Raw genomic sequence first — 12,778 nt, 5'->3', positions numbered from 1 at the left:
GGAGGTGTTATCAATTAATTTTGTTACTAATGGAGGTTCCCATGGTTACATCAGCACAAACGACAAATTTACCAAGTTTTGTGCAAGTTAAGCTTGAAGAGATTCATTCTCATTCAGCTTGGCACGCAGATTTAACAGGCTCAGAGGCAGAAGCCCTCTTAAGAAATATGCCTGACATGACCTATGTTCTAAGACAAGGTGAGAAAGTAGATCATTTCTATCTGACTTATGTTAAAGAAGAGACATTATTTGTTCATATTCCTTTTACAATTGATAGTTCAACTGAAGAGTGGTTCTATCGGAATTCTTGCCCACACTTTGCAAGTCAGCTCTCTGTATTTATTCCAGAGATCATGCACCAAGAAGTGAGCGGCTGTTTCCCATTAACTCCATTTGGCAACTAAACAAAAGAGTTAATAATTGAAGTGAGTTTTAAGAGCTGTGAGAATAAAGAGTTTTTGTTGTCTTTTTCTCCCTATCATGCTCTTTCTCATGGCGACAAGTACGGCTTCTTATATCGAGAGAGTGTTTCTTTTTCGGTATTCGGAGCCAGTACTTGCCGGTTCTTTAAATGGATTTTTTCTCATTCGGATCTTTCAAGCTTCAACTCTTTGCGTCACTTTAGGGGGGCAAGGCTACATTGCTCTTTTTTACGGGGCAAAACAGTTTAAAGAGATTGGGCCTTGCATATGGCAGCTCATCTGGTTTTCTCTTCTTACAACTTTGATCATTCCTCCTATTGGATTTGGATTGCATTATTTGCTCTATAGCAATAGTCAATTTATGGCAGCAGAAACGGCGTATTTTTCTCTTCTCTGTTGGTTTAATTTTCTTGTTCCTTTGATTGGAGCCCTATCAGCATTTTACATCGGTCAAAAAAAAGTGTTTCCCATTGTTTGTTTAACAATTGGAGGGGCGCTTCTCAATCTTGTATTAGATTATTATCTGATCTTTGGATGGTCTTTCATCCCTGCGATGGGGAGCTTCGGTGCGGCTTTAAGTAAGGTGATTTCTCAAATCATCATCTGTAGCATTTTATTTGTCTTATTTTTAACCCAGGGTAATCAAGAGAAATTTGGAAGTGGGGTTTGGCAGTGGGACCTGGATTTATTTTATAAATACATTAAGCCAGGATTTTTAAGAGGGCTTGGAACCATTCCTTGTTTAAGTGATTGGTTTTTAGTTTCAAAAACCATGACCCTTTTAAGTGAGCAACATTTACATGTATTTACCATGGGGAGCACGGTTTTTTATTTATTTACCTTTTTTTCTGATGCCCTTTTTCAAACTACGCTTACTGCCTCATCTTACCAACTGGGGAAAAATGAGCCTAAAAAAGTGTGGGATATTGTGCTGAGTGCCACCTTTTTTCTCGGCTGTTTTACAGGACTCATCGGCCTCATTTTCTTTTTTTATCCCGAATATTTAACTTACTTCTTTCCTCACCGCATCGCGTTATTTAAAGTGATTGCGCCAGGCATTTGGATGGCTCTTTTGGGATATGGATTTAATCTCATTGCGCTTGGAGTCATTACTGCAGCTTGCGATACCTTTTTTCTTCTTCAATACTACTCGGTATTTTGGATCATTAGCTTTACCCCGATTTACCTCTCTATGGCAATTTTTAGCTGGGATGTGCATAGGTTTTGGTTTCTGGTCTTTTTATCCAATATCATTACAGCCTCTATCTTTTTTAAAAGAGCTTCCAGGGAAGAGTGGATAGATAGTTCTTTAAGAGCTGTGATTACATAACAGCGATCTTTTTGACGGGAAAAAACCTTAACTATTTTTAAGCTGATACAAGAGAGGAGGAATGATTTCACTTTCTCTTCTTCTTTTTGTATACTGAAGAAGATTATGGCAATATGGGCATTAGCAGATTTACATCTTTCCAAAAGCACTCCTTCTAAAGATATGGCCATTTTTGGCCCATCTTGGGAAGGGTACATGGATAAGATCGAAGAGCATTGGAAGAAAAAGATCTCTAAAGACGATTTAGTCCTCCTTCCTGGAGATATTAGCTGGGCGATGAAACTAGAAGAGGCAGTGATCGATTTGAACTGGATTGACGCTCTTCCTGGAACCAAGGTCATGATACGGGGTAATCACGACTATTGGTGGAGCTCTAACAAAAAAATGCAAGAGAAGCTTCCCCCTTCTATCTCTTTTATCCATAATAATGCCTTTCATTGGAAAGGTGTTGCAGTTGGAGGATCGCGTCTTTGGGATACTCCTGAATACCACTTTTCGTTAGATGAAAAAGATGAAGCTACCCTCTTATCTGAGGCAGATCTTTTGATTTTTGAAAAAGAGCTCATTCGGCTAGAGCATAGCCTTAAAGAGATGGATCAAACCTCTTCTCTCAAGATTGTCATGACGCACTACCCCCCAATTGGACTTAATCTTAAAGAATCTAGAGTCTCTAATTTACTTGAGAAATTTAACATCAACATGTGTGTATTTGGGCATCTTCATCATCTTAAGAGACGCGCCCACGTTTTTGGAGAAAGAAATGGCATTCATTATTTTCTCACTGCAGCAGATTACCTTGAATTTGAGCCCCTACTTCTTATCCCATGAAAAGAAAGAGACCTTTTCTTCTTTTAGAGGTGATCATTGCGATGACGCTCATGGGGCTGTTTGCAGGATTTTCGATGCATACGCTTTATCAATCTCTTAAGGTGCAAAAAGACATCCTTCAAGAATTTGAACTCACACGGCTTCTTGATCTTGAGAAGATGCATATGATTGAGATGTATTGGAAATCTCTAGATGATTTAGCAGATAAGAAAGAGGGGGTTTTAGTAGAGAGCTCTTTTCTTATTTCAAAAACAGATAAATCAGTATACCGTTTGAAAGAGAATCACAAACATCTTCTCAAATGTCAAAAAAGCCAAGATGGTAAGCGTTACCTTTTAAAAATCACAGAAGTTAACCCCTCTTCTTCAAAAGAGAATAAGCAAACCTACACCTGCTTTCTTTCCCCTGGAAAATAAGAGGGTCTTAAGAATTCTTTAATGCTGCAAGTTTTTGATGAGCCATTTCAAGATGTTCAGGGATATCAATGCCAAAGCTTTCATGATTGGTTTCATGCACTTTAATTTTAAGACCGTGATACATGAAATTCAGCATTTCAAGTTGCTCTTTTTCTGCAAGAGCGCTCATGGGAAGGTGACGTATTTGCTCAAGAGCTTTTCTTGTATAGGCATAAATGCCGATATGTTGATCGTATTCAGAGGGTAACACATCACGGTGGAAAGGGATTTGAGATCTAGAAAAATACAGCGCATACCCTTCATGATCAGTCACCACTTTAACATGGTGAGGCGATGAAGCCTCTAACGGTGTGATTTTCTTCTTGAGGGTCCAAATATCAGAACCATCTACTCCTGCTGTTTGTAAAAGATCTTCAATCATGGGTTGCTCTAAAAACGGCTCATCTCCTTGCCAACAGACAAAGATATCTCCTTCTAGAGGGTAGAGTTCTAAAAGACTGCAGAGCCGCAAGGTTCCATTAGGGCAGTGAGGAGAGGTCATCAGATAGTCTCCGCCAAATTGCTTAACAATCTCTATTGTTTCTTCAGAATCTACAGCAATCGTGACAGAGTGGAAGAGATCAATTTTTTTGGCTGCATTCCACACCCATTCTAATAAGGGCTTTCCTTGAAGAGGAGCGAGTATTTTTCGAGGAAATCTCGTTGATTGAAGACGGGCGGGGATAATACAGGCAATTTTTGTCATAATACAGTCCAAAGAGATGCTATGTTGATTAAAAGAGTCAGGCCATTTTTCTAACCTAGCTATTAGGATAGCAAGGGCTTTCTTTTTTGGGATTTTTTTTATCTAAAGAAAGCGATATTTTTTTTAGAGAACTAAAAGGAAATAGAGCATTTTTCTCATCTTATCTTTTAACCTAGATCAAAAGAAGAAGAGGACAAGAGCCTCATTGTGCTATTCTAGATGTATAACTTAAGGAGTTTACCCCGTGCACGTATCTGTTTTTCAGCAGTGCCCTCCCCATTTTCACCCCCAGTTTGAAGCTGCAGGCTGTTATCTAGAGTATGAGGGGTCTTTTCTTATCCTTAAACGTCATCCTTTAAAACTTGAAGGAGGAAAGTGGTGTTTGCCAGGCGGTAAGTTAGAAAGAGGTGAGAGTCCTCATATAGCAGCCGTCCGGGAGCTTAAAGAAGAGACAGGTGTTACCGTGCCCTCTTTATGCCCCGTCTTTCCTCTTTATATTCAAAAGCCATCAGGAAGTTTTATTTTTCATCTTTTTTGCATTCAGCTTACTGAGCTACCTTCTCTTTACATTAAAGAAGATGAACATACAGAAGGCGTTTGGGTAAAAGAAGAGTGGCTTAACTCTTTTGAGCTCATTTCAGGGGGAGAAGAGATCCTTCAGCTATTTAATGCGTGGAAGATAGTTTCTAGAACTTGATAGATCAAAATTCGGAAGAGCTTTGTAAAGAGGCGTGATGCGCTTTAATCTCTCGCCATTTTTTAACAAGCTGCGCTGCCATAGGAGCTCCTTCAAGGCCGGCTTTTCGGTATCTCATCATCACCACAACCACAAGTTCTGGCTCTTTTTCAAGAGGAGGAAGATCTTCTGAATCAGGCGTATAGGCAATGGCTCCAAAAGAGACATAGTGCTCCATGATAGGGGAAATATTAGAGGAAAGAGATGTTTTATAAAGCACCTGCGCAGTCCCTGTTTTAGCGATTAAATCTTGATGAATATCGATGTAGTCTTTAATTAAGAGAGGGTGATCATATTTCCTTCGCATGATCGCAGGCCGCGCGCTTCCTCTTTTTCCTAACACCGCTCTTTGCATCCCTGTAAAGAGCGTGTTAAAGACAGGAGAGGGAAACGGAACTTTCCGTAGAAAATAGCTCCCCGTTTTTTCTTGAAACGCTTCTTTTTCATGGGTAATGTGTGATGTAGAAAGAATCTCAAACCCTTTTTGAGAAGAGGGAGAAAATAGCTCATGATAAATGACTCTATTCATCCCTTCAAGGTTTTTGACAAGATGTGGTCTCATAACACACCCTTGATTTGCAATGGTTTGCATCATGACAGCTGTTTGCAAGGGAGTGGTTTCTAAGGTATGTTGACCAATCGCAAAGGAATAGAGCCCGGTCTTATTGTGATGGATATCATCGGGGATTTTACCCGGAGATTCTAAAGGAAGATCAATCCCTGTTTTTTCTCCCATGCCAAACAGTTTAGCCGATGCGATTAAAGAAGAGGGGTCTTCAATCACATCTCCTGCTAAAAGAGAAAAGTAGACGTTACTGGATTGCTCTAAGGCGTCTTCTATCTCGAGTCTTCCCATACCAGGGTGAGAGCTTTTGGGGAGTCTTCCTCCTTTATAAGTTCTTTTTAAGGGGGTTCCATCTTCCAAAAAACCTACGATAAATGAAGACGAAGAGACATTTCCTCTCCAATCATCTGTGATGGTTAAAGGATTAAGAGGCAGGTTTTTTTGGTACTGCTCTAGAAGTGCTTCATATCCTGTCACAAGTTTAAACACCGATCCTGGAGGCGCTGCAATTTGATGGGTGTATGCTTTCGTAAATCCATAGCCATGAGGGGGATAAAAAGCAGAAGCCAGATGCTTTTCTAAAGGTTTATGAAGAGGAGAGTGCAGTTTAGGGTATCTTCTTTTTAAAGGAGACTCTAATTCATCAAAGCTTTTAAAGGTAGATAAGTAGTTCGCTCCTAGAAAAGAAGAAAGAGGCTCTAGGGTCTCTTTTAAAAAATGGGTCTTTGGGGTAATAAGAGTATGAATATCTTCTTTTAAAAGACATAAATAGGGGGTGAGATGGGGGTAGTCTTCAGCTGTAACTGGGCTTTGTCCTGTGAGAGCTGTGTAGAGAAAAATGGAGCGGTAGGTTTCCCAAAAACGGAGCCATAACTTTTTCTCAATTTGATCTAGATAATCTGTATAAGGCTTTGCATACCGTTTTTCTTGTTTCTCTTGGTGCCGCATCTCTTTTAAATAAGACTTAAAGTAGGCCTCTTTCCAAAAGGTGAAGTCGTAGTCATAAAAGAGTTCCCGGATACGGGGCTTAATGAAGTCTAAAAGCCGCATCGCCTCTTGGCGACTTGAAAAATAGTGAGAAAGAGACATGTCTCCTAAAGAGGAGATAAGCTCTTCAGAAAAAAGCTCATGGGGCGCAAGAAGATGACATAAATCTAGTATGAGGAGCTTATCTTGCTCTTTTAAAATGCCTTGCAGTAACGGGTGAGAAGTTCCTGATTTTTGCACCTCGAGGGCCATTTCTAGATTCCCTATTAAGTGCAGGGTGTCTTTCATGAGAGTGTCTTGAGAAAAAATCGCCTCAAGATACCGCTCTAACGAGAGAGGGGTAAACTCTTCGATGTACTTTCCCTTCACAAAGGAAAAATACTCTCTTCTTAATGACCGTTTTCCATCCCAAATTTCTCCTAAATACTCCTCTGATTCTAACCACTCTTGAATATGAAATGTTTTTTGCTGTTTGAGCTTAGAGTTATTCGAGGGGATAAAATCATTAGGATCAAACCTTGGGTAAGAAGCAAAAGCCATCACTTCTCCTGTTTTAGGATCAAGTGCAATGAGAGCAGACCCTTTAATCCACCTATGGCTGACAAAAGGGTCTGCAGGATCAAGATGAGGCCCTTCATTTGCAGCAAGCAGCTTTTCCGCATAGTCTTGAAGCTCAGCAGATAATGTTAGAGTCACTTTTTTTCCGGAAGTTGCAGGGTAAGAGCCAGGAAGCTCATGTAATACGTTACCATGCCTGTCAATCGCATAAATTTGCTTTCCTGCGTACCCTCTTAACGCGGTGTCATAGTAAGATTCAATGCCGCTTTTTCCTACCAAATCGTTTAAACTGTACGCTTTTTCTTGCAGTTCAAAGTACCTTTTTGCAACCTGTTCAAGAGAGTCAAATCCTTCTGGTAAAAACTGAATTTCTCCTTCTTGCTTGGCAATGAGATAGTCTTCAAGAGATCTCAGCTCATGCGCTAATTTAAGATATTTTTGAGAGTCGATTTTTCCTAAATACCCAATCACATGACCTCCTACCTTTCCAAGAGGGTAGTCTCTATGACTTGATCTTTGCGCCTCAAGTCCAATCCAATCTTTTTCTAACGCTTTGAGGCGGTAATATTCTGATTCAGAAAGACTCTCTTTGATGATGAAAGGTGTATGAGGAAGAAGAGAGGCTCTTCCATGAATAAGATCTTCGATTTTATGAGCAGGAATGCCAAGTTCTGCGCTTAAGAGGGAAGAGAGCTTCGTGATATACTCTGATCTTTCAAACACTTTAACTCTCACCCCATCTTCTCTTTTTTTCCAACGGAGGGTAGGGATTTGCCGGATATGAGAGTAGTAGATAGCTGCATTATATTGAATTTTATTAATCGCTAAAGGAATACCAAACCTGTCTTGAATGGTGGCTCTATCAGGTTTTTCAAGAGTGGTTCTTCTTCTTGGTTGCTGCGATATTTTAACATGTTTATCATGCTGAATGACAGCTAGATGCCACGATCTTGCTAAGATTAAAATGAGGCAAAGAGCAAAGAATTGGAGTATGCGGTTAATCTTTAGAGAAAGATCCATGCCACTACTATAACGACACACGGCTTATTACACGATGGGTCTGACAGAAATTTTCAGAAAGAAGAGGCTATAGTACTATCATGCTTTAAGCTCTTTTTCATTAAAAACGGGTTTTTTTGGATAAAAAAGCGGCGACTCAAAAATCGTTCTTGGAAAAAAGAGGCTAATCGGTTAAATTGTCTTTCTTAGAATGCGCCTGTAGTTCAATGGTAGAACCGTAGCCTTCCAAGCTACTTGTGTCAGTTCGATTCTGATCAGGCGCTTTTTAATACCTCACAAGCAAATCACAGCTTGTGATCTAAACATCAACAACAACCCAAGACCGAAATCTATCCAAACCGGGTAGATGCCGTGTCGAATGTAACCTAACGAGGGACAAGGCTTGGAACATCAAGACACCATCAATACACCTGTAACTGTAAAAGAACTACTCGAAGCTGGAGCCCATTTTGGCCACCAGAAACACCGTTGGAATCCAAAAATGAAACGTTTCATTTTTGAAGAGAGAAACGGTATCTATATCATTGATCTTGCAAAAACCGTGCAACAAATCCGTCAATGTATGACAGTGGTCCGTGCAACGATTTCAAAACGTAAATCGATTTTGTTTGTAGGAACAAAAAAACAAGCTAAAACGGTTGTTAAAGAGTGCGCAGAAGCGTGCGGTGAATTTTACATGGCAGAAAGATGGTTAGGAGGAACACTCACTAACTTATCTACGATTCGTCAATCTGTAAAAACACTTGAGCGGATTGAAAAAAGAATCGCAGGGGGCGGTGAAGGGTTCACAAAGAAAGAGATGATCTTGATGTCTAAAGATCAAATTAAACTCAATAAAAACCTCTCTGGAATCCGCGCAATGCGTAAACCTCCAGGTCTTTTAATTGTCGTAGATCCTGGTAAAGAGCACATTGCTGTTGCAGAAGCGAATAAACTGGGCATTCCTGTGATGGCTCTTGTGGATACCAATTGCGATCCAGATCCTATTAACCACGTGATTGCTTGTAACGACGACGCTTTAAAAAGCGTAAAACTCATTTTGCAAGCGTTAACACAAGCTGCAATTGATCGTAAAAACGAGATGAGCATTGCTCTTGGTAAAGCAGAAGATGAACAAGCATCTCTTGATGAAGTGGATTCTCTTGAAATGACAGAAGGGGAAGAGTAAATATGACATCCATCAAAATTACACCAGAAATGGTTAAAATTTTAAGAGAGCGAACAGGCGTTGGCATGGGTAAATGTAAAGAAGCTTTAGATCAAGCTTCTGGCGATGTGGAAAAAGCGATCGACTTACTCCGCAAAGCAGGTATGGCCTCTGCTGTTAAAAAAGAGGGAAGAGAAACAAAAGAGGGTGTTGTTGTTTTTACAGAAACACCCACGCATGTCGCTGTTGTTGAGATTAATGCTGAGACAGATTTTGTTGTGCATAACGACAGATTTAAACAGTTTGCAACTGAAGTTGTAGAGCAAGCGGCAAGAACAAACCCTTCTTCACTTGAGAGCTTCTTAAGTCAGAAATCGGATCAAGATCCATCTCTTTCTCTTGATGAATATAGAGCTGTTGTGATGCAAAGCATTGGCGAGAACATTAAAATCAAAAGACTTCAAATTTTTGCAAAAACAGGACATGAGTCATTTGGTATTTACTCTCATCTTGGCGGAAAGATTGTGACGCTTGTTGAACTCTCTTCGCCTTCTCAAGAGATGCTGGCTAAAGAAATTGCAGTTCACGTAGCTGCAGAGGCGCCTGAATACTTAAACGTAGAAGATATCCCAGCTGATATCAAAGCTAGAGAAGAAGAGATTGCAAGAGATCAAGTGAAAGGAAAGCCAGAGGCAGTGATTGGAAAAATCGTTGCAGGTAAAATGGATGCTTTCTTTGATCAAGTGTGTCTTTTACGCCAAAGATTCATTAAAGATGATAGTCTTACCATTACAAATCTCCTCGAAAACGCCAGTAAAGAAACAGGTCATCCTGTCACTTTAAAACAGTTTATTCGATGGAAAGTGGGAGAGTAAATCTCTAAACATGCCTTCTTATCAAAGGATCTTACTTAAGCTGTCAGGAGAGGCGCTGGGAAAACAGGAAAAATCAGGAATTGATTTGGACAAAGTTTTCTCTTTTGCTAGACAGCTTAAAGATTTAAGAGAAGAAGGCATTCAAATTGGGGTTGTTACAGGTGCTGGTAATCTCATTAGAGGGGTAGAGGCCACCTCTTCTGGAATTAAAAGAGATAGAGTGGATCAAGTAGGCATGCTAGCTACTACCTTAAATGGAATGATGTTAGCTGAAGCCCTAGAAACTCTAGGGTGCCCATCCACTGTGATCGGTGCATTTTCTTGCGGATCCATTATCTCTACAGGAAATGCAAAAGAGGCAGTAACTGCTTTAGAACAAGGCAAAGTTGTCATTTTTGTTGGCGGAACAGGAAATCCTTATTTTACAACCGATACGGCAGCAGCTTTAAGAGCGTGTGAAATTCAAGCAGATGTGCTCATTAAAGCCACGAAGGTGGATGGTATCTTTGATCAAGATCCTCTTAAAAATCCCCATGCTGTAAAAATCGAAAAGACTACCTATCACCATGTGTTAAAAGAGGGGCTTAGCGTGATGGATGCATCAGCTATTGCTCTTTGTCAGGAAAATACTATTCCCATTCATATCTTAAATATTTATCAAGAAAATGCCCTTAAAGATGCCATTTATGAACAAAAGGGCGGATCTATTGTTACAGGAGAATCATCATGTTTGAAAATGAAGTGAAGGCAAAAATGCAAGTGACGCTTGATCATTTTAAACAGGAATTAAAAAACCTCCGCACCAACCGCGCAAATCCAGGTGTTGTGGAAGGGGTGAATGTGGATGTTTACGGAGCGCAAATGAAAGTGAAGGAGCTGGCTCAAATTACCACTCCAGAGGCAAGACAAATCCTCATCACCCCGTTTGATCCGCAAACATGTGCAGCGATTGCTAAAGGAATTGAAAAAGCGAATCTTAATCTTCAACCGATTGTAGAAGCGAGTATGATCCGGATTCATGTTCCTCCAATGGACCAAGCTGTACGGCAAGATATTGTAAAACAAGGGAAGAAAAAAGCAGAAGATGCCAAAATTTCTATCCGCGATATTCGGCGTAAAAGTAATGATACACTCAAAGAGCAAAAGACAGCTGGCGTCATCACAGAAGATCTCATGAAAAAACTCGAAAAAGTGATTCAAGAATTAACAGATCAGTTTTGTAGACAAGTGGATGATCTTTTTTCTGTGAAGGAAAAAGAAATTCTAGCGGTTTAATTGGGTATTTCTTATACTATTCTTTCTCGCTGTCATCAAGCGATGATGGCCCCATCGTCTAGCCCGGTCTAGGACATCAGATTTTCATTCTGGTAACAGGGGTTCGAATCCCCTTGGGGTCAACAAATGAGACTTTAGCTCAGTGGTAGAGCACCTCACTTTTAATGAGGGGGTCGATGGTTCAAGCCCATCAAGTCTCATTCCTTTTTTTAACAAATGGTTTTTGATTTAAATCTTTCATTCTTCAAGATGGAAGATTTTTTTTTGCCCATTTCCAGTTAGCAAATTCGATATCCTCTGGCGTGGTGATTTTAAAATTCTCCTCAGATCCTTCGACTAAAAAAATGGATACACCTCTTTCTAAAACAAGCTGACAATCATCTGTGGCATTGGTGTGTTTTGTTTTAACATGTGCCTCATAAATGAGAGGATACGCAAAGCTTTGAGGGGTTTGTCCTCGTCTTAAGTGACTTCGAAAAGGAATTGTATCAATCAAGCTTCCTTCTTGCGTTACAATGATGGTGTCTGATGAGGGAATACAGGTGTTGACTGCCTGATGACCAGTCACCTGCTTGCTATTTTCTTCTAAAATTTCTTTTGAGACAAACGGTCTTGCCCCGTCATGGATTATCACATAGTTGCAACCTGGATGACATGCCCTAAGCCCTGCAAACGAAGAAGCTTGACGTGTAGCTCCCCCTTCAACAACTACGATAGAGGAAAGAGAAGCGGTTTCTTCTTGAACACGCTCTACCCAATCTGAATGACACACTAATATGACTTCATCAAAGAGGTGAGAGTGATAAAATGTGTCTAAAGTATGTTGATAAACCCGTTTATTGCCAAGGGGCATAAACTGCTTAGGGAGTGATGCCTTAGCTCTTACACTAGAGCCTGCCATTAAAATCACGGCGGAATAAAAAGGTTTCATGTTGTTTCCTTTAAAGGTGCCTTGTACTTGATAGAGTGAGTCCCATTTTTTGCATTCTCTTAAAAAACGATTTTTAATGCTGTAAAAAAAAGAGGGTATTAAGCTTATGATAGATGTTTCATACTAAGCGTCAGGTAAAGGGATAAAAAGGGATGCTATATCATCAAAAAGAGGGACTTAGGTGGCTAATTTTTGAGATTTTTGAGCCATTTCAAAACCTTTCTCACGCAGTTTTTTTAAAAGAAGAAAAGCCTCTTTTTCCACAAGAGAAAGAAAATATCATGAAAACAGCGACCCCTCATGACTCGTTATCTTCTCTTCATCTTGTGCATGGAAATATGGTTATAGAAGCTCCGGTTCCCGCATTAAATATTCAAGCAGATGGGATGATCACTCAAACTCTTGATGCAGCCCTTACCATGAGTCATGCTGACTGTCAAATCGCCATTTTCTACGATCCTATTCACCATGCACTGGGGATGGCTCATGCGGGATGGAGAGGGCAGGTGTGTGGTATTTATGAAAAGGTGATTCAGAAGATGCAAAAGATGTATGGAAGCTTACCCCAAGATCTTCATGTGGGGATATCTCCAAGTCTAGGTCCTTGTTGTGCCGAGTTTTTGCACTATCAAGAAGAGTTTCCAGAGACCTTTAGAGAGTTTATGGTGAGGCCGTATTATTTTGATTTATGGGAAATTGCGAGGTGGCAGCTCATTTCACACGGCATATTACCTTCGCATCTTCAAGTGGCAAAGATTTGCACGTGTTGTAACCCTTCTCACTATTTTTCTTACCGAAGAGATCACACCTCTCAAAGAAATAGGGTCAAGGCTGTTTTAACTAAGACGGCTTAACCCTCATTTTCTAAACGAGAAATTTCTGATGCGCTAAACAGGTTACGAAAAAGTTAAAGAGATCTCTATTTTGTGTTGATCCAACGACC

Annotated in this window: 13 protein-coding genes and 3 tRNA genes; 13 read left to right on the top strand and 3 right to left on the bottom strand. The window is 40.2% G+C overall.

The features are described 5' to 3' along the window. Window positions 1-41 precede the first annotated feature (41 nt). The 4 genes from ACI7T6_RS05805 to ACI7T6_RS05790 all read left to right on the top strand — a co-directional run bounded on the left by ACI7T6_RS05805 (window position 42) and on the right by ACI7T6_RS05790 (window position 2,996). Window positions 42-404 (top strand): hypothetical protein, encoded by a 363-nt coding sequence (locus ACI7T6_RS05805; RefSeq protein WP_404665434.1) that lies wholly within the window; start codon window positions 42-44, stop codon window positions 402-404. 88 nt (window positions 405-492) lie between these two features. Next, complete coding sequence (locus ACI7T6_RS05800) at window positions 493-1,752, top strand: hypothetical protein (RefSeq protein WP_404665433.1); 1,260 nt, start codon at window positions 493-495, stop codon at window positions 1,750-1,752. A gap of 105 nt (window positions 1,753-1,857) precedes the next feature. Next, entirely contained in the window at window positions 1,858-2,580 is a 723-nt protein-coding gene (locus ACI7T6_RS05795) for a metallophosphoesterase (RefSeq protein WP_404665432.1), read from the top strand. Further along, window positions 2,577-2,996, top strand: a complete 420-nt coding sequence (locus tag ACI7T6_RS05790; RefSeq protein WP_404665431.1) for a hypothetical protein — start codon at window positions 2,577-2,579, stop codon at window positions 2,994-2,996. Before ACI7T6_RS05795 ends, ACI7T6_RS05790 begins: the two co-directional genes overlap by 4 nt. 7 nt (window positions 2,997-3,003) lie before the next feature. Here the strand turns inward: ACI7T6_RS05790 and kdsB are convergent, their stop codons facing one another. After that, the gene (gene kdsB / locus ACI7T6_RS05785) at window positions 3,004-3,741 is read right to left on the bottom strand and encodes a 3-deoxy-manno-octulosonate cytidylyltransferase (RefSeq protein WP_404665430.1); all 738 of its coding nucleotides are present in this window, start codon (window positions 3,739-3,741) and stop codon (window positions 3,004-3,006) included. Window positions 3,742-3,985: 244 nt separating this feature from the next. Here kdsB and ACI7T6_RS05780 point away from each other — a divergent pair, with 244 nt between their 5' ends. Then, complete coding sequence (locus ACI7T6_RS05780) at window positions 3,986-4,438, top strand: NUDIX hydrolase (RefSeq protein WP_404665429.1); 453 nt, start codon at window positions 3,986-3,988, stop codon at window positions 4,436-4,438. 4 nt (window positions 4,439-4,442) lie between these two features. Here ACI7T6_RS05780 and ACI7T6_RS05775 read toward each other — a convergent pair whose 3' ends face one another. Continuing rightward, the gene (locus ACI7T6_RS05775; RefSeq protein WP_404665428.1) at window positions 4,443-7,607 is read right to left on the bottom strand and encodes a penicillin-binding transpeptidase domain-containing protein; all 3,165 of its coding nucleotides are present in this window, start codon (window positions 7,605-7,607) and stop codon (window positions 4,443-4,445) included. 192 nt (window positions 7,608-7,799) lie between these two features. On the opposite strand from ACI7T6_RS05775, the gene ACI7T6_RS05770 reads away from it, so the two are divergent. The 7 genes from ACI7T6_RS05770 (at window position 7,800) to ACI7T6_RS05740 (ending at window position 11,104) form a co-directional block, all read left to right on the top strand. Next, window positions 7,800-7,870: transfer RNA gene (locus ACI7T6_RS05770), tRNA-Gly, on the top strand. Window positions 7,871-7,989: 119 nt separating this feature from the next. Next, window positions 7,990-8,775 carry a 30S ribosomal protein S2 gene (rpsB, locus tag ACI7T6_RS05765; RefSeq protein ID WP_404665427.1) on the top strand — a complete coding sequence of 262 codons (786 nt, stop codon included), beginning with the start codon at window positions 7,990-7,992 and terminating at the stop codon, window positions 8,773-8,775. A 2-nt stretch (window positions 8,776-8,777) separates the two neighbouring features. Then, a complete protein-coding gene (gene tsf, locus ACI7T6_RS05760; protein WP_404665426.1) occupies window positions 8,778-9,629 on the top strand; it encodes a translation elongation factor Ts in 852 nt (283 codons plus the stop codon). Between the two features lie 10 nt (window positions 9,630-9,639). Continuing rightward, a complete protein-coding gene (gene pyrH / locus ACI7T6_RS05755; protein WP_404665425.1) occupies window positions 9,640-10,374 on the top strand; it encodes a UMP kinase in 735 nt (244 codons plus the stop codon). Continuing rightward, the gene (frr, locus tag ACI7T6_RS05750; RefSeq protein WP_404665424.1) at window positions 10,356-10,904 is read left to right on the top strand and encodes a ribosome recycling factor; all 549 of its coding nucleotides are present in this window, start codon (window positions 10,356-10,358) and stop codon (window positions 10,902-10,904) included. The genes pyrH and frr overlap by 19 nt, the downstream gene beginning before the upstream one ends. A gap of 47 nt (window positions 10,905-10,951) precedes the next feature. Then, window positions 10,952-11,026, top strand: a tRNA-Glu gene (locus tag ACI7T6_RS05745). A gap of 6 nt (window positions 11,027-11,032) precedes the next feature. Then, window positions 11,033-11,104: transfer RNA gene (locus tag ACI7T6_RS05740), tRNA-Lys, on the top strand. A 44-nt stretch (window positions 11,105-11,148) separates the two neighbouring features. On the opposite strand, the gene ispD is transcribed toward ACI7T6_RS05740, so the two are convergent. Further along, window positions 11,149-11,835 carry a 2-C-methyl-D-erythritol 4-phosphate cytidylyltransferase gene (ispD, locus tag ACI7T6_RS05735; protein ID WP_404665423.1) on the bottom strand — a complete coding sequence of 229 codons (687 nt, stop codon included), beginning with the start codon at window positions 11,833-11,835 and terminating at the stop codon, window positions 11,149-11,151. 152 nt (window positions 11,836-11,987) lie between these two features. Between ispD and pgeF the strand changes: the two genes are divergently transcribed. Next, a complete protein-coding gene (pgeF, locus tag ACI7T6_RS05730; protein WP_404665422.1) occupies window positions 11,988-12,689 on the top strand; it encodes a peptidoglycan editing factor PgeF in 702 nt (233 codons plus the stop codon). Window positions 12,690-12,778: the final 89 nt, after the last annotated feature.

The sequence above is a fragment of the Rhabdochlamydiaceae symbiont of Dictyostelium giganteum genome (assembly GCF_964291045.1).
Classification (GTDB): Bacteria; Chlamydiota; Chlamydiia; order Chlamydiales; family Rhabdochlamydiaceae; genus PALSA-1444.
The sequence above is the reverse complement of the archived record's forward strand: the minus strand, read 5'-3'. Positions and strand labels throughout refer to the sequence as shown.